15 protein-coding genes and 1 pseudogene are annotated in these 15802 nt (G+C 58.8%); 6 read left to right on the forward strand and 10 right to left on the reverse strand.

The genetic code is table 11. The features are described 5' to 3' along the window. Positions 1 to 17 precede the first annotated feature (17 nt). The 10 genes and pseudogenes from benD to AC1DE4_RS25865 all read right to left on the reverse strand — a co-directional run bounded on the left by benD (position 18) and on the right by AC1DE4_RS25865 (position 9497). Positions 18 to 803: a benzoate diol dehydrogenase BenD gene (benD, locus tag AC1DE4_RS25820; protein ID WP_477883668.1), complete on the reverse strand. Its 786-nt coding sequence runs from the start codon at positions 801 to 803 to the stop codon at positions 18 to 20. Continuing rightward, positions 800 to 1825: a benzoate 1,2-dioxygenase electron transfer component BenC gene (benC, locus tag AC1DE4_RS25825; RefSeq protein WP_477883670.1), complete on the reverse strand. Its 1026-nt coding sequence runs from the start codon at positions 1823 to 1825 to the stop codon at positions 800 to 802. Before benC ends, benD begins: the two co-directional genes overlap by 4 nt. Positions 1826 to 1862: 37 nt before the next feature. Then, on the reverse strand, positions 1863 to 2375 hold the full coding sequence (gene benB / locus AC1DE4_RS25830; RefSeq protein ID WP_477883672.1) for a benzoate 1,2-dioxygenase small subunit: 513 nt from the start codon (positions 2373 to 2375) through the stop codon (positions 1863 to 1865). After that, entirely contained in the window at positions 2372 to 3730 is a 1359-nt protein-coding gene (locus AC1DE4_RS25835) for a Rieske 2Fe-2S domain-containing protein (RefSeq protein WP_192241603.1), read from the reverse strand. Before AC1DE4_RS25835 ends, benB begins: the two co-directional genes overlap by 4 nt. A gap of 95 nt (positions 3731 to 3825) precedes the next feature. After that, positions 3826 to 4764 (reverse strand): catechol 1,2-dioxygenase, encoded by a 939-nt coding sequence (gene catA, locus AC1DE4_RS25840; RefSeq protein WP_477883674.1) that lies wholly within the window; start codon positions 4762 to 4764, stop codon positions 3826 to 3828. A gap of 70 nt (positions 4765 to 4834) precedes the next feature. Further along, positions 4835 to 5125: a muconolactone Delta-isomerase gene (catC, locus tag AC1DE4_RS25845; RefSeq protein ID WP_477883676.1), complete on the reverse strand. Its 291-nt coding sequence runs from the start codon at positions 5123 to 5125 to the stop codon at positions 4835 to 4837. A 13-nt stretch (positions 5126 to 5138) separates the two neighbouring features. Then, positions 5139 to 6320 (reverse strand): muconate/chloromuconate family cycloisomerase, encoded by a 1182-nt coding sequence (locus tag AC1DE4_RS25850; RefSeq protein ID WP_477883678.1) that lies wholly within the window; start codon positions 6318 to 6320, stop codon positions 5139 to 5141. A gap of 253 nt (positions 6321 to 6573) precedes the next feature. Beyond that, a pseudogene (locus AC1DE4_RS25855) lies at positions 6574 to 6687 on the reverse strand (LysR substrate-binding domain-containing protein); the annotation flags it as partial. A 64-nt stretch (positions 6688 to 6751) separates the two neighbouring features. Further along, positions 6752 to 8431, reverse strand: coding sequence for a glycoside hydrolase family 3 protein (locus AC1DE4_RS25860; RefSeq protein ID WP_477883680.1), 1680 nt, complete (start codon positions 8429 to 8431; stop codon positions 6752 to 6754). A gap of 196 nt (positions 8432 to 8627) precedes the next feature. Next, a complete protein-coding gene (locus AC1DE4_RS25865; protein WP_477883682.1) occupies positions 8628 to 9497 on the reverse strand; it encodes an AAA domain-containing protein in 870 nt (289 codons plus the stop codon). Positions 9498 to 10005: 508 nt separating this feature from the next. Here AC1DE4_RS25865 and AC1DE4_RS25870 point away from each other — a divergent pair. The 6 genes from AC1DE4_RS25870 to AC1DE4_RS25895 all read left to right on the forward strand — a co-directional run bounded on the left by AC1DE4_RS25870 (position 10006) and on the right by AC1DE4_RS25895 (position 15770). After that, entirely contained in the window at positions 10006 to 10893 is an 888-nt protein-coding gene (locus AC1DE4_RS25870; RefSeq protein WP_477883684.1) for an amino acid ABC transporter permease, read from the forward strand. Beyond that, entirely contained in the window at positions 10893 to 11654 is a 762-nt protein-coding gene (locus AC1DE4_RS25875; RefSeq protein WP_477883686.1) for an amino acid ABC transporter ATP-binding protein, read from the forward strand. Before AC1DE4_RS25870 ends, AC1DE4_RS25875 begins: the two co-directional genes overlap by 1 nt. A 39-nt stretch (positions 11655 to 11693) precedes the next feature. After that, on the forward strand, positions 11694 to 12524 hold the full coding sequence (locus tag AC1DE4_RS25880; RefSeq protein WP_477883688.1) for an ABC transporter substrate-binding protein: 831 nt from the start codon (positions 11694 to 11696) through the stop codon (positions 12522 to 12524). A gap of 129 nt (positions 12525 to 12653) precedes the next feature. After that, the gene (locus AC1DE4_RS25885; protein ID WP_477883690.1) at positions 12654 to 13529 is read left to right on the forward strand and encodes a polysaccharide deacetylase family protein; all 876 of its coding nucleotides are present in this window, start codon (positions 12654 to 12656) and stop codon (positions 13527 to 13529) included. Next, a complete protein-coding gene (locus tag AC1DE4_RS25890) occupies positions 13526 to 14425 on the forward strand; it encodes a polysaccharide deacetylase family protein (protein WP_477883692.1) in 900 nt (299 codons plus the stop codon). Before AC1DE4_RS25885 ends, AC1DE4_RS25890 begins: the two co-directional genes overlap by 4 nt. After that, positions 14415 to 15770 (forward strand): MmgE/PrpD family protein, encoded by a 1356-nt coding sequence (locus tag AC1DE4_RS25895; protein ID WP_477883694.1) that lies wholly within the window; start codon positions 14415 to 14417, stop codon positions 15768 to 15770. The genes AC1DE4_RS25890 and AC1DE4_RS25895 overlap by 11 nt, the downstream gene beginning before the upstream one ends. The last annotated feature ends 32 nt before the right edge of the window (positions 15771 to 15802 follow it).

Genomic DNA, 15802 nt, shown 5'->3' on the forward strand with positions numbered 1-15802 from the left:
TTTTCAAGAACAAGTGGTCAGCCGAGATCACCTCCGGCGACCGGCAGTATGCTTCCAGTGATGTATGAGGCCTCGTCGGACGCCAGAAACAGGATTGGCGCAGCCTGCTCGGCGATGCTGCCGTAGCGTTTCATGAAGCTCGATTGCTTTACCTGCGCGACGACCTCGCCCATCCAGGTCCTTTCCTCGTTGGTGTCGCCTTCGGCGTTCCGAGGGATAGACCTTGCAGGGGCCTCCGTGCCGCCCGGCGCTGTCGCCACGACGCGGATGTTCCGTTCGGCCAACTCCATTGCGAGCGACTGGGTGACAGCATTGACCCCACCTTTCGCCGCCGAGTAGGGCACGCGGTGAATGCCTCGCGTTGCGTTCGACGACACGTTGACGATGGTGCCGCCGCCACGCGCCAGCAGATGTGGAATGACGGCGTGGCATCCGTAGAGTGTCGGCATCAGGGATCGACGTATTTCCGCGTCGATCTGCACCGGCTCGAATGCCTCGAAGGGACGCATTCGGATCGCACCGCCGACATTGTTGATCAATATGTCGATTCCGCCGAAGGTTTCCGCGGCGAAGCGCATGGCTTCCAACGCGCCGTCGTAGGTCTCGAGATCAGCGAGAAACGAGGCCGCATTGGCGCCCGCCTCGCGGGCCACGTCCCTCACAAGCTCAGCACGATCCACCAGAACTACGCGAGCGCCTTCGTCGGCGGCGCGCAGCGCCACGGCGCGGCCAATTCCTTGCGCGGCCCCCGTCACAACGATCACCTTGCCAGCAAAGCGTTCCCGATAGCTGGTCATCGTCATGCCGCCTCTTTCGCGACCGCATTCGGCGTAAACTTCTCATAGTAGAAGCTGTTGGGGCTCACACCATTGTCGTCGAAGTGCCTGCGCACCGCATCGACCATGGGCGGAGGGCCGCAAAGATAGACGTCGACATCACCACCATGAAGAACCTCTTCCGGCATATGCTGCGTCACCCAGCCCTTGCGCGGGTGGCTGGAGGCATTCTCGGCCACGACGGTCGTGAAGCTGAAATTCGCCAGACGGGCGGCATAAGCCTCGATCTCATCGACGAGAACGAGATCGAGATCGCGCGTCACGCCGTAGATCATGTGGATCGTCTGGTCAGATTCAGCGCGGGCGAGCGTTTCAAGCATCGAGAGGAAGGGAGCAAGCCCGGTGCCGCCGGCCAGAAACAGCAGCGGGCGCTTCACTTCACGCAGATAGAAACTTCCCAGCGGACCAGTCAGGTCAAGCTTGTCGCCTGGCTTTGCCCCGGCGAGCCAGCCGCTCATCGCACCATCGGGAATCCGCTTGATGAGAAAGGCGAGACGCTGGTCGCCCGGCGCCGAAGAGAAGGAGTAGGAGCGGCTCTGACCATAGCCGGGAACGTCGATATTGACGTACTGGCCGGGCAGGAAGGCCGGCGAGGATGCCTTATCCACTTCCAGTTCAAGGACAATCGCAGCATCTTGGTGTGGCGTCACGGCAGTAACGGTCGCCGCAAACTTCTGATGGCCGGTCTTGCAGGCGAGCGAGGTCGTCGGCACTGAAAGAATGCAATCCGATGTCGCTCTCATCTGGCAGGTGAGCACCAAACCGCTCTCCGCCTCGTCCGCGGTCAGGGCGTCCTCGATATAATCGTCACCGAGGTCGTAGCTGCCGCTTTCAGCCCGGCACTTGCAGGTGCCGCACACGCCGTCGGAACAATCCATCGGCAGGTTGATCTTGGCGCGATAGGCAGCGTCGAGGACCTTCTCGCCGCTGTTGCATCCGATGAAACGGGTAACGCCGTCCTCAAAATTCAATGCGATCTTATAGCACATGGCTCCTCCTCCGGGCCGCGGTTGCACGGGCCGGTCCTCAGATGTGATAGATGTCGATGACCTGGCGGATGTAGTCGTTCTTCAGCACGATCTTCTTGTCCGAGATCAGCAGCCCGCCGCCGGCCCTTCGAAGGGTGACGAACATGGTTCCGAAAAACTGGTCGGTGACCTTGTAGCGATGGTTCAGCGTGTGGAAGTTGTAGCGGACATCGACCTCCTCACCACGGTCCTTTAGGATCTCGACGTTCGTGACATTGTGGCTGGTGCGCGGTTCCGGGGTCGAAGCGCCGGAGCGCTCCGTCTTGATCCGGAAGACGCGATCTTCCAGACCATCCCGGCTCGGATAGTAGATCAGCGATATCTGGGTCTGCGGATCGTCGGTGATCTGGTCGTCGTCATCCCATGCCGGCATCCAGTAGGTCACGTCGGGTGTGTAACAGGTCAGCCATTCATCCCACTGCCGATCATCCAGTAGCCTTGCCTCACGATAGAGGAAGGCACAGATGTCCTGGTACGAAGACGTGGTGATTTCAGGAAACGAAATGGTCATGCCGCACCTCCGCTCTTTTCCATCGAGAGGGCGTCACGCATGACCTTGGCCCAGTATTCGTGCTGGCGAACGAACAGGCCTTCATCTTCACTGCGTTCTCCAGAAAGCAACGGCTCGATGCCCATCCGCTTCGCATTCTCATCCGGGCCATCGATCCAAAGCGGTGCGCCTCTCGACAGGTCATTCCAGAGCGCAGAGATGCCGGCATAGCCGGCCTGGCACGCGCGAAATTCCTCAAGATCGTCAGCCGTGCCCATTCCGGACACGTTGAAAAAGTCCTCGTACTGGCGGATCCGCAGCGTCCGGTCGGCTTCGCTTTCGCCTCTCGGCGCAAAGCAGAAGATGCTGATCTCGGTCTTGTCGACGCTGATAGGACGGGTCACGCGGATCTGCGTGCTGAACTGGTCCATCAGGAACACGTTGGGGTAAAGGCAGAGATTGCGTGTCTGGTTGACGATGAAGTCAGCCTTCTCTTTTCCAACGCGTGCGACAATCTCGTCGCGACCGCTGAAGACTGGCCGCACCTCGGGGTTCATCGTGTTTGTCCACAGAAGGATGTGCCCGTTTTCGAAGCCGTAGACGCCGGCTACAGACTTGCTCCACCCGTTGGCGTCGACCGCCTTGGTACCTTCTTCCGTGCGGCGACCCATGGTGGCGGAGTAGTTCCAATGAACGGAGCTGACGTGGTATCCGTCGCAGCCATTCTCCATCTGCAGCTTCCAGTTTCCGTCGTAAATGTAGGACGAGTTGCCACGCAGGACCTCAAGACCGTTGGGGGCCTGATCGACGATCTGGTCGATGATGACTTTGGTCTCGCCGAGATAGTCCTCAAGCTCGGCGACATCGGCGTTAAGGCTGCCGAACAGAAAGCCTCGGTAGCTCTCGAAGCGGGCCACGCGCTTCAGGTCGTGCGAGCCGTCCTTGGCGAATTGAGCTGGATACTGGCTGGATTTTTCGTCCTTTACCTTCAGGAGCTTGCCTGAGTTCGAGAACGTCCAGCCATGGAACGGACAGGTAAAGCTGCCCTTGTTTCCATGCTTGCGCCGGCACAGCATCGCGCCTCGGTGCGCGCAGGCATTGATCACGGCATGCAGTTCGCCGGTCTTGTCGCGGGTGATGACGACCGGTTGGCGACCGATATAGGTCGTGTAGTAGTCGTTGTTATCAGGAACCTGGCTCTCATGTGCGAGATAGACCCAGTTGCTCTCGAAGATGTACTTCATCTCCAGTTCGAACAGGTCGGCATTGGTGAAGATGTCGCGGCGGCAACGGAACACGCCAGCTTCCTTGTCGTCTTCAACTGCGGTTGCCAGCAGTTGGTCAAGATCTCGTGCCTTCTCGATAATCGTGGACATGGCTTCTCCTCCCGCTGCGACGCCCTTCAAGGTCCGCCGTAGCGACAATTTCGGTTTTGGGGCGGGAAGCGGCGGCCGGGGCCGCCGCGTGGCTCCTAGGCCGCGGCGCGCTTGCGCAGTTCGTTGATCTGGTTGTCGACGCCATCCACCAGCGCGGTCAGATGAATATCGAACTTGATCTCGGCGAAGGGGCCGGAAAGACTATTTGCCTTGATGCTGACCTCGTCGGTATGCTCGACGATCTCGGGAACGAGCCCGTCTCGGGTGGCGTAGGCGAAGTCGTCGTTGACAAGCGGATCGCCGGCGATGTTGATCTGGGTGGTCAGCTTGCGATGACCGTCGCCGCTGATGAACAAGTGGATATGAGCCGGGCGCTGGCCATGGCGACCAAGAGCGGAGAGCGCCTGCTCGGTCGGGCTGCCCGGAGGAACGCCATATCCCTTCGGAACGATGCTCTGGAACTTGTAACAGCCCTTATCGTCGGTGACGATCGTGCGCCGCATGTTGAAGGGCGCCTGTTTGCCTGTCGGGTCGAAGTGGGAGTAGAAGCCGCGGGTATCGCAGTGCCAGACTTCGACGGTGGCATCCGGCAGCGGCTTTCCGTCGTCGCCGTAGACAGTGCCGTGCATGATGAGCGTATGGCCATTGGTGTCCGTGCCATCGTCAAGACGGGCAAAGCCATGTGCGACAGGAGCGCCGGCGACGTAGAGGGGGCCCTCGATGGTGCGAGGGGTCTCGTTCTTGATCCCCAATGCTTCGTCGATCGCGTCGAGCCGCTCATCCAAAAAATGATCGATGCCGAGGCCGGGCGAAATCAGGCCTGCCTGTCCGGCCGCACCGATCTCGTTCAGCCAGGCAATCCCTGTCCAGTATTCGTCCGGCGTGATGTCGAGTTCGTCGATCGCCTTGTAGATGTCGGACAGCAATCGGTGAACGATCTGCTTGACCCGTGGATTGCCGTCCGGCTTGTCGAGACCGGCAACCTTGGTCAGGAAGTCCTGGACTTCCGGCTTGTCGAAGATCTTTACACTCATGTCTTTTCCTCCACTTGGGTGATGTGAACTTTGAGCGCCGTCTCCTCCTGAGACGCCGCCAGCGAAGCGATCAGCTATCGTCTTCGCGTATGGATGATGGATGTCGAAGGAGCGGCGAGACTCCGATCTTCATGAACTTGAAGAGCGGAAGCCCCGACAGGACCTCGTGAAGCTCTGCGTTGTCTTTTACGTCGAAGACGCTGTAGTTCGCGTACTCGCCGGCGATACGCCAGATATGCCGCCATTTTCCAATGCGTTGCAGTTCCTGCGAGTAAGCCTTCTCTCTGGCTATGATCGCTTCGGCCTCGGTAGCGGGAAGATCATGGGGGAGGTTTACGTGCATACGGACGTGAAAAAGCATTGGATACCTCCACTCAGCCCACGATGCTGATTGTCTTGCGAAGCCCATCTCGGGCAAAGAATGCGACACGCTCCTCGTCAAGCTCGATGCCCAATCCCGGTCCATCCGGAACCGTCAGCTCAAAGTCGCTGTAATCAAGGGGGCGGATCAGGATCTCCTCCGTCAGGAGCAACGGACCGAAGAGCTCGGTTCCCCATTGCAGCTTCTCGAACGTAGAAAAGGCATGTGCCGATGCGATGGTGCCGAAGGCACCCTCGAGCATCGTTCCACCATAGAGTTCGATGCCGGCAGCATCGGCGATCGACGCAACTCTCTGTGCGTTGAAGAGCCCGCCGCTCTGCGCAATCTTCACCGCGAATACATCCGCGCCGTGGATTTTCGCCAACTCAAATGCGGACTCGGGACCTTTCAAGGATTCATCGGCCATCAAAGCCACCTGGAAGCGATGCATTAAGCGCGACAGCGCCTGCGAAGATGCCACCGGCTGTTCGACCAGTTCGCATCCTGCGGCGGCCAATGCGGCCATGCCGTAGACTGCTTCCGTTTCACTCCACGCCATGTTGACGTCGACACGGACCGCCCCGCGGTCACCAAGGGCGCGCTTGATAGCAGATACATGAGCAATATCGGCGGAGAGGCTCTTTGCGCCTATCTTGAGCTTGAAGATCTTGTGGCGCTTGAGATCAAGCATCTTTTCGGCTTCGGCAATGTCCCGCGCGGTGTCGCCGGATGCGAGCGTCCACGCGACCGGCAGACGGTCCCGCAGCCGGCCGCCCAGGAGTTCACTCACCGGCTGGCCGATACGCTTTCCATGCGCATCGAGCAGCGCCGTCTCGATGGCATTCTTGGCGAAGCGATTATCCTTCACCATCTTGCCGACGCGGGTCATCAGAGCGCGGATGCGAGTTGCGTCCTGTCCGACCATCACCGGAGCAAAATAGGTATCGATCGCCAGCTTCATACCTTCGGGGCTCTCGCCCCCGTAGGCGAGACCTCCGATCGTCGTTCCTTCACCTATACCGACGACGCCGTCGCTGCAGTGAACTTTGACCAGCATCAGCGTCTGGCCGTTCAGGGTGGTCACTGATAGCTTGTGCGGTCGTATGGTCGGCAAATCGACCAGTATTGTTTCAACCCGCTCGACAAGAGGGTGAAGGCTGGCGGACAGAGCGAGATGGGTCGATGACGTTTTCATGAGTACAGTTTGTCCGGCCATCCAATCTGCGTCCAACACCGATTTGGTTTGTTTTCATACCTTGGCGGTATAGTAAGGTGGCGTGCGAGCTCAGAAATCCGAGCGCTGGACCAGGTCGCCGATCTCAATGATCATCGGTGATTTCAACACTTTATTCATTTGTGATGTCATGCAGAACCGCGACTTGCGGGCCGCTTTAAGCTATCCGGCATGTCTCATTTGCGCGAGCGGTTTCTTGCGGAAACTTCGCTCCTTACCGCCCTGCCCTGGCCAGTGACCGTGCGATGTCGACGATATCGTCACAGCCAGCGGTCGGATCTTCTCTATTCCAGGCAATACCACGCCCGATCCGGAAGTCGCCGCCACAAGAGCACTTTGATCGGAACGCGATCCTGCCGATAGCATGTGTTTATTGAGCGTCCGGCGCAGGCTCAAAAGTGCGCGTCCTCAAGGCCGCAGAATGGATCCACAGGGTTCACGCCCACGAAGGGCTTTCGACCAAGCATGCAATCAACGACGGCTTCCTGGACGCTGTCCATTGTGGAATATGCGTTGATGTAGGCCGGTACCCGTGGCGCATCGTAGAGATGATATGGATGCCCGAAGGAGATCATTATTGACGGAATATTCGTCCAAGGCCGATACATCGCCTTGAAGAGACCCCCGCCCCCCATGCGATGCCAGTCGACAAATATCCTGCCCCGCACGAGCAGCGACTCATCGCCCAGCGCATAGACCACGAGATCGAAATCATCAGGTGATGGCACAATGTCGGGCCGGTCAATCGTGACTTCGAAACCCTCCTTCTCCAAAAGCTCGGGAAGCACAAATTTCAGAGGCTGCGGGATGAGCGGATGGATGATACCCCCGTCTACGAGCAGCACACGCTTCGTCTTGGTCGGATGGAGTGGGAAGATGCCTTGAACATCCTTCACGAGCGTCGGCGATCGTCCGATGAACTCCCTCGATGCGGCCACGTTGTCCGGATGCGCAAGCAGGCGGCGCGCTTCGGCGGCCTCAGGTAGAACATCCGACGACTGAAAAAGCCTGAGGTGCGCCTTGAGCGCCAGCACGCGCAGTACGGCTGCCTCGAGCCGCTCAGAGGTAATTCGGCCGTCTTCAACGGCGGCCTTGACCGCAGCCATATCCTTCTCAGGCGCATCGCTGAAGAGGATCATATCACAGCCATTGGCAATGATGTCGGGCATTGTCTCTGTATGGTGGCCCCAAGCTGAAAGACCTCCCATGGGTGTCGCGTCGGAGACGATGAGGCCATTGAAGCCGAGTTCGTTCCGCAGGAGGTCAACGTTCAACAACCGAGAAACCGAGGCCGGTCGGAAGGCTTCAAGATCGGCATCCGGCACTTTCGACCGGACATAGGCCGGAAACGAAATATGCCCGCTCATTACAGCCAGCACGCCTTCGTTGATCAGGGTTTTGTAGAGGCGACCGAAGGTTTTCTTCCATGCCTCCACCGAAAGCGGATTTGTCGTGGTAACAAGGTGCTGATCGCGGTCGTCGTATCCCTCGCCAGGCCAATGCTTCGCGGTGGCAGCCACACCATTTCGTTGGAGACTACGAACATGGGCAACCGCATGACGCTCGATCTTGTCGACATCGGAGCCATAAGAACGGGTACCGACGATCGGTGATCGGAAGGCGGCATTAATGTCAATAACTGGCGTGAACGACCAACGAACACCCATTGCGCGCCCTTCGCGTGCCAGGATTTCCGAACTTCTCTCTGTTGCCTCGACATCGTCAACAGCCGCAAGCCCAAGTTGGCCGAGCACCGGGGTGCCGAATGCAAATGAATGTCGGCTGCCTTCGAGGTCGGCGCTGATGATAGGGGGAACTTTGCTCCTTGACACGAGGTCGGAAATGACACGCCGCTCGAAGTCAAGATCGGGCGTAAAGAAGCGGGTTACGCCGCCGGGTTTTAGCGTACCAATGCGTTTGAACTCCTCCTCATCGGTCCCGATCATGATCAAGATGAAGAGTTGTCCTATCTTATCGTCGACGTCGAGCGACGCATAAACGTCACGAACCCAAAGGATCGCAGGCTCATCGAGGTTGAAAGGCGCTTTGCGAAGTTCGTCGTAGGCCGTCATGATTCTCTCCCCCAAGGTGGCACGTCGACCGGGTGGTCACGTTCGCATTTGCACGATACCCATATCGTGCAGCTCCGAACCAAGGAAATACCGCCCTACCTCCTCATTCGAGCTGCATTTGCCGACTGCCGTCGCCTACTCAGGCAATTGACTAGCCGTTATCTGGAGTTACGGCGGTCCGCCGAGCCTCTAACCATTATGCCTCTCTGCGCCGCAGGCTGCCAACGATAGTGCTGATCTCTTCCTCCAGATGTCGCCCTCGATAAACGAACGACGTTTCGTGGCGTGCGTATTGGCCGTGTCGATCGGCGCTGAGCCAGTTGTAAGAGCCAATGCAAAGAAGGTCCGAGTCGATCGCCACTATCTTGCTGTGCAGCTTCGGAAGCTTGTGCAGCCGAACCCCGATTTTTGAGAAAGCCTTCTCGACCGCTTCCATCTGAGTCAGTCCATCGGCAGCATTGCCCGAGTTGAGCAATGGATCGGCGAACACGTCGATCTCGGCGCCTCGCTGCACAGCGGCTTCGAAGGCGGCCAGAAGCCCAACGCGTTCCATTGTGGATGCGATCACCCATGGGCTGACGATAGTGAAGCGGCGACCACCGCCGGACAGCGCATCCAGAAGGAAAGCATCGTGCCCCGCAGCATCCCGCAGCATCTGAATCTGACTGTCCCCCTGCCTCAGGTCGTCGCGAGGCTCGACCGCAAACTCAAGCGCATTCTTCTCTGACGCGAACAGGAAGTCGGCGAGGATTGCCCTTGGTGACCCGGCTTTTGCGGCCGCCATAGCATCCATATCGCCAAACACAAGGCAACTATCCTTTGCCCGTGAGACCATCACGTTCAGCATGCTGGGCGACGCGTCGATGAAACCGCCGTCTGCGTGTTTCGAGTAGACGGGCGAGAAGATCACCACAGGTCGTTCGGCGCCTTGCAGCGCGTGCACCGTTCCGATGGTCATGCCTTCGCGCCCTTCGACAGCGATCCTTCGACCGGCACAGGCTTCCCGAATTTCGCGAACCTGTCGGCCAAACGGGGTCACGATGGCGACAATCTGCCCCTCGCCCATTCCTCAAGCCAGCCTTCAAACTCTGCCGAAGTCTCGACGGGAAACCCAATTTTCCTGGTTCGATCAAACGCCTTAGCGATGATTGCGCGGCGCGCTTCAATTGAAATTGCGATCCTCAAGTTATGCCCGTTCCGCATAGAGCAACGCTCCATTCGGCTTTTGCCCTGGCAAACTGACCTTAACGTTGTCGACCCTCCTTTTGGGAGACCGAGTTTACAAGTGTGGCATATCCTTGTCCCTCGCCCAGGAGGACCTGAATGAGGCCTCCCTTCGAACCTGGCATCATGTCCTGCACGCCAGTAATACCAACGATCCGCCCACCTACTGACAGGACGCCTTCGATCACGCCGTCAATCCATGCGGCGTTCTCACGATTTGCGTCACTAAACAGGGAATTTATGCGTTTTCTGCATGAATTGCATGTTTGATTGTCGTTTGCTGTTATTTCCAAAACAACCTTATCTGCGAGGCAGAAATCGAAGCTCACAAAGAGCTCAGGGGATCGGATATGAATAAATCACCGTCTCTGGACGTGGATTCGCTCGAGATCGTAAGGCCCAAGAAAATCGGCACCAAGATCATGGCGGGTGTCTGCATTGTCCTGCTGCTGCTGTTGGCCAGAGCCTTCTGGCAGGGTGATATCGCCTGGAGCGTGGTCTCGGACTATCTGTTTGCTGGCCCAATTCTTTCGGGTGTAGGCAACACGATCATCATGACGGTCTGCGCCATGTTGGTCGGCATTGTACTGGGGGTCCTCGCCGCCATCATGCGGATGTCGGACAATACCGTCCTGCGTAACATTGCCATCGGCTATGTCTGGCTCTTCCGCGGAACCCCCGCTCTCCTGCAGCTTCTGCTGTGGTTTAATCTCGCGCTCATATTTCCGACACTCGGAATACCCGGCGTGTTTTCGGTCCAGACCGTCGATGTGATGACACCATTCGTTGCGGCGGTCCTCGGCCTTGGCATCCAGCAGGGCGCTTATACGGCAGAGGTTGTGCGCGCCGGCATCCTGTCGATCGACAAGGGCCAGATGGAGGCTGCCCAGTCCATCGGCATGACGAAGCTGCGTGCGACCCTGAAGATCGTTCTTCCACAGGCCATGCGTGTCATCGTTCCGCCGATCGGCAACGAAACGATTGGCATGGTGAAGCTGACATCTCTGGCGAGCGTCATCCAATATTCCGAGGTGCTGAGGAGTGTCGAAGACGTCTACTATGCGAATTCGCGCGTCATCGAACTGCTGATCGTCGCGACCGCATGGTATCTGATCGTCGTAACAGTCCTCAGCATTATCCAGTTCTACATCGAGCGCTACTTTTCGAAGGGCTGGGGCAGACGCACCCCGACCGCCCAGCAGGCGGATAATCAGGCTCTAGTCGGGGAGGCAAGCTGATGGACGCGATCATCAAGGCCCGTGGCGTTCAGAAATACTTCGGCACGTTCCACGTTTTGAAGAACATCGAATTCGAGATCAAGAAGGGTGAGGTCGTCTGCATCATCGGGCCTTCGGGCTCGGGAAAGAGCACCTTCCTGCGCTGCATAAACCAGCTCGAGCAGATCGATGCCGGCTATATCGCGATCGACGGAGAGATCGCTGGTTATCGCCGGGAGGGCAATCGCCTTTTTCCGCTGCCGGACCATGAGATTGCCCGGCAGCGCCAGGCCGTCGGGATGGTGTTCCAGAAATTCCACCTCTTTCCTCACAGAACGGTCCTCCAGAACATCATCGAAGGTCCCGTCGGTGTCCAGAAGCGCCCAAGGCAGGAATGCATTGCAGAAGCGCGCGCGCTTCTCAAACGGGTTGGCCTGGCGGACAAGGCGGAGTCCTATCCGGGCGAATTGTCTGGCGGCCAGCAGCAGCGCATTGCAATCGCAAGAGCGCTCGCCATGAAGCCGAAAGCGATGCTTTTCGACGAACCGACATCGGCGCTCGATCCCGAGCTTGTCGGCGAGGTGCTCGGCGTCATGAAAGAACTCGCGGCAGCGGGGACGACAATGATCGTCGTCACGCACGAGATCGGCTTCTGCAGAGAAGTGGCTGACCGCGTCCTCTTCATGGACGCGGGAATGATCGTCGACACGGGTACACCGGCGGAAATTCTCGAAGATCCCAGAAATCCCAGAGTGAAGAACTTCATCTCTGCGGTGCTCTAACAATAGTCAAACGTGAAGAAACCCTTGGAGGAGAAACTCATGAAACACATGCATCTCGTCATCTCGGCTGCTCTTCTGTCGCTCGTCGCAACGGCGGCGTCCGCAGAATCGAACCTAAAGCTGCTCAAGGACGGGGAGATCCGCATCCTCAGCAACCCGATCTACCCGCCGATGGAATACGTCAATCCTGAAACTGGCGTGATCGATGGTTTCGATGTCGACCTTGCCAACGCAATCGCCAAGAAGCTGAACCTCACCACCGTTTTTGTTCCGGCAGCGTTCCAGCAGTTGCAGAGCGGGCTTCAGACCGGTCGCGCCGACATGATCATTTCCGGCATGAGCGACAATACGAAGCGCCAGGCGAGCATGGACTTCGTCGACTATCTGACCAGCGGCCCGATCCTGTTCACCGTCAATGCCAGCGCCGACAAGTACAAGCAGGCGGCTGATCTGTGTGGCAAGGCGGTTGCCGGCAGCCGCAGCACGACCTTCGGCGAAAACGTCAAGGACTGGAGCGCAGCAAACTGCGAAGCCAAGGGAAAGCCGGCGATCAAGTTTGACGGCACGGAAGATTCGAACGCTGCCCGCCTCGGCATGAAGCAGGGCCGCTACGATGCCGTCGTCCAGGGGATCGAGACGATCGCCTACCAGATGAAGATCGAACCGAACACCTACACGCTCGTCGGCGACCCGCTCTTGAGCAACGATGTGTTCGGAATGGCCTTCAAGAAGGATAACACCGGTCTGCGCGATGCCGTCGCCGGCGCGCTCGACGCACTCATCAAGGACGGCACCTATGACGAACTCCTCAAGAAATGGGGTCTCGTCCATAATGCCGTGCCGAAAGCTGTCGTGAACGGCGTCAAGTAACGCATCTGGTCGTTCCGCGCTTAACACCGCGGCACGACCGACTTCCATGAAGCACTGATCCCAGACGGCGCGCATCGGCGGCCTCGGGTGGATTGCTGCGACCTACAACCAAGAGAAATTCGACCTCACATGACTGGCAAGCCTGCAACCACCCTTGCTGAGCAGCAGCCGCGATGGCCGGAAGGTCGGCAGTCGGCGGTTGCGCTTGCATTCGACGTCGATGGCCCGACAGGCGATGCAATGATTGATCGCTCGCTGCTGTCCAATCCCCGCTATTTCACCCAGGGCGCCTATGGCCCCTTTCGGGCGCTGCCGCGTCTCCTAGACCTTCTTTCCGCATATGGACTACGCGCCACCTTCTTCGTTCCGACCTGGGTGGTCGAGCACTGGCCGTCGCAGTGCGAGCGCATTCTGAAGGAAGGGCACGAGGTTGCCTATCACGGCCACTACCATGAGGTTTTCATCGAGTGCAGCCGACAGCAGCAGATCGACATCATGGAACGCTCACGTGCGATCTTTCGCGCGCGTCTTGGCGTCACACCGGTCGGTTTCCGCACGCCGTCTGGAGATTGGGGAGCGGAGACCGCTGAAATCCTTCACGAGTTCGGCGTGATCTATTCGAGTTCCATGCGTGGTGACGACCGACCGTATTTCCACACGTCACCGCGTGGACGCGGTCTCGTCGAAATTCCGGGGCGTTGGGACATCGACGACTATACCGCCCTTGCCTACAGCGAAGCCCCCGACTTTCCGATCGGTCTCGACCGCATTTCCAGTTACGCCGATACCCGGCGCAACTGGTGCGCAGAATTCGAGGGCTATCACCGCGAGGGCCTGTGCTGGACGACAATCCTTCACCCAAAGGTTTGCGCCAAACCCGGCCGCCTGGCAATTCTGGAAGGACTGTTCAAGGCGATCTCGGCGCATGGAACCAATGTTTGGGCAACCACCTGCTCTGACATCGCAAAGTGGTGGATCGAGCAAAATCCCGAGGAACCCACGTGACCAGCACTGCATCAGAACATTACTGGCCGGAAGGCAAACGATCTGCGGCTGTCGTGTCCGTGATTTTTGACGACGGGCTCGATGCCATGACCGAAGCACCTGATCTCGCGCATCGCGGCAAGAGTTTGTCGGTCTGGCAGTATGGCGCAGCCAGAGGCGTCGAACGCCTTTGCAACACTTTTGCAGCTTTCGGTGTTCCGACAAGCTGGTTCGTCCCCGGTGTCGTTGCACAAAAACATGAGCGGCTTTTGCGCGACGTCGTGTCGGGCGGTCACGAGCTCGAGAGCCATGGCTGGAATTTCGAGCGATACGACGAGCTGGACCCGACTGCTTCTGTGGAGTTGCTGCGGCGCGGCTCTGACATATTAGGCACGATCGCGTCGCGTCCAGCGACAGGCTTCAGGCTTCCGACCGGCAACTGGCCGCGCAGTTTCGACCATCTCCTCGTGCAGGCCGGTTACTCCTGGTCGGCATCGCTGAATGGCGACGACCTGCCCTATTGCCATCGCTCCGGACTTGTCGAGATTCCAGTCCACATAGAGCTGGAAGACCGGCCTTACTTCCAGTTCAACTTCACGCCCGCCTTCCCGAAGGGCCTCGGCCGCATCCCGTCCTATGACGCTGTCCTTGGCAACTGGATTTCCGAATTCGACGCCTATCGACAGTATGGGCTTTGCTACGTCATCCAGCTTCGGCCGGAATGGACGGGTACGCCCGGCCGGATCGCCATGGTCGAAGAGCTGCTGAACCACATCCGCGGTCACGACGACGTGTGGCTGGCGACAGCTGCCGACGTCGCCGGTTGGCACCGGCAAAAGGGCGCGAAAACACCACTCGACCACCCCATCAACGTCTACGATGCCTACGTCAACGAGGAGCAGGCTGGTGAGCGATAACCTTACACGCAGCCTTGCCGAGCACGTGCGATTCACGAACTACGACGCATTCCCGGTGGAAACGATCCACAAAGCCAAGCTGCATATCCTCGATACTCTTGGCGCAGCACTTGCCGGCTCGGCGTCGGGCGAGACCCGAGCGGTCGTCGACATGCTTGGCGTAGAGGGAGGGCGTTCGCCGATCTGGGGACGGCCGATGTCGGCAGATCCAAGGACTGCTGCCCTCATCAACGGTGTTTCGGCACACGCCTTTGAACTCGATGACAGCGGTGGATGCGACCATTCCGGTGCTGTCGTGCTGCCTTCAGTGCTTGCCGCGCTCGGCGATCGCAAGGAAGCCCTCAGTGGACGCGAGCTGCTGCGCAGCGTCCTCTTGGGCTACGAGGTAGGACGACGTGTCCTCGAAGCCGTTGGCGGATATGAGGAGCATAATGGTCTCGGCTGGCATTCGACCGGGACGTGCGGTGCCTTTGGTGCCGCGGCCGCCGTCGGCACGGTCCTCGACCTCGACTTAGGTGCGATGACCTCAGCGCTTGGCGCTGCCTGTTCCTTCGCTGGCGGAACCTGGGCTTTCATTCACAATGGCAGTTCGACCAAGAAGCTTCACGCTGGTCGTGCCGCAGAAGGGGGACTCATGTCTGCCTATCTGGCCAAGCACGGTTTTCAGGGACCTGATAGCGTGTTCGACGCAGCGAGCTGGGGAAGTTTCTTCGCCACCTTCGGCGGCAACAAGGGCGATCCCCAGGCTCTGGTTGACGATTTCGGAACGCACTGGCGCCTCGACCGGTGTTCCATCAAGCCACACGCGACCTGCCGTGGCACGCATGCAGGAATCGACGCCCTCGATCTGCTGATGCAAACCCATCGCATCGGAGCCGACGAGATCGAAAGGCTCGATGTCGATATCAGCCGTTTCCAATATGGGATGTGCGGCGGAAAGACCCTCAGTTCCCGCGCCCAGGCGCAGATGAGCCTCCCCTATGCTCTGGCCGCACGACTGCACTACGGCAAGGTCTTTCTTGCCGAGCTCGAGAGAGAGGCCTTTGCTGCACCGGAGATCGCATCGATCATGGAGCGCATCGTCGTTCGCATCGATCCGGCCATGAATGACGAAGACGAGCCGGCCATCACCATTCTGACGCGGAATGGCGAACGCCATCGGCTGGTCGTCGAATTCCCGCTAGGGGGTCCCCGCAATCCGCTCAGCGACGAACGCCTGATCGAAAAGTACGTCTCGCTTACCGACGGTGTCCTGTCTCCTGAAAAGGTAGCCTCCTTGCGGGACGTCGTTCTCGATCTCGAGAACCAGACCGATGCCCGCATCCTGCTGGGGCTTCTCCAATAAACGGCGCTGAGCACCATTTGACAAACCAACGG

This window comes from Rhizobium sp. 10N414 (assembly GCF_056394785.1).

What these genes read in the sequence shown, in the direction of transcription:
- benD (WP_477883668.1), bottom strand. Translation starts at nt 803, where the DNA reads ATGACGATGACCAGCTATCGGGAACGCTTTGCTGGCAAGGTGATCGTT.
- benC (WP_477883670.1), bottom strand. Translation starts at nt 1,825, where the DNA reads ATGTGCTATAAGATCGCATTGAATTTTGAGGACGGCGTTACCCGTTTC.
- benB (WP_477883672.1), bottom strand. Translation starts at nt 2,375, where the DNA reads ATGACCATTTCGTTTCCTGAAATCACCACGTCTTCGTACCAGGACATC.
- AC1DE4_RS25835 (WP_192241603.1), bottom strand. Translation starts at nt 3,730, where the DNA reads ATGTCCACGATTATCGAGAAGGCACGAGATCTTGACCAACTGCTGGCA.
- catA (WP_477883674.1), bottom strand. Translation starts at nt 4,764, where the DNA reads ATGAGTGTAAAGATCTTCGACAAGCCGGAAGTCCAGGACTTCCTGACC.
- catC (WP_477883676.1), bottom strand. Translation starts at nt 5,125, where the DNA reads ATGCTTTTTCACGTCCGTATGCACGTAAACCTCCCCCATGATCTTCCC.
- AC1DE4_RS25850 (WP_477883678.1), bottom strand. Translation starts at nt 6,320, where the DNA reads ATGAAAACGTCATCGACCCATCTCGCTCTGTCCGCCAGCCTTCACCCT.
- AC1DE4_RS25860 (WP_477883680.1), bottom strand. Translation starts at nt 8,431, where the DNA reads ATGACGGCCTACGACGAACTTCGCAAAGCGCCTTTCAACCTCGATGAG.
- AC1DE4_RS25865 (WP_477883682.1), bottom strand. Translation starts at nt 9,497, where the DNA reads ATGGGCGAGGGGCAGATTGTCGCCATCGTGACCCCGTTTGGCCGACAG.
- AC1DE4_RS25870 (WP_477883684.1), top strand. Translation starts at nt 10,006, where the DNA reads ATGAATAAATCACCGTCTCTGGACGTGGATTCGCTCGAGATCGTAAGG.
- AC1DE4_RS25875 (WP_477883686.1), top strand. Translation starts at nt 10,893, where the DNA reads ATGGACGCGATCATCAAGGCCCGTGGCGTTCAGAAATACTTCGGCACG.
- AC1DE4_RS25880 (WP_477883688.1), top strand. Translation starts at nt 11,694, where the DNA reads ATGAAACACATGCATCTCGTCATCTCGGCTGCTCTTCTGTCGCTCGTC.
- AC1DE4_RS25885 (WP_477883690.1), top strand. Translation starts at nt 12,654, where the DNA reads ATGACTGGCAAGCCTGCAACCACCCTTGCTGAGCAGCAGCCGCGATGG.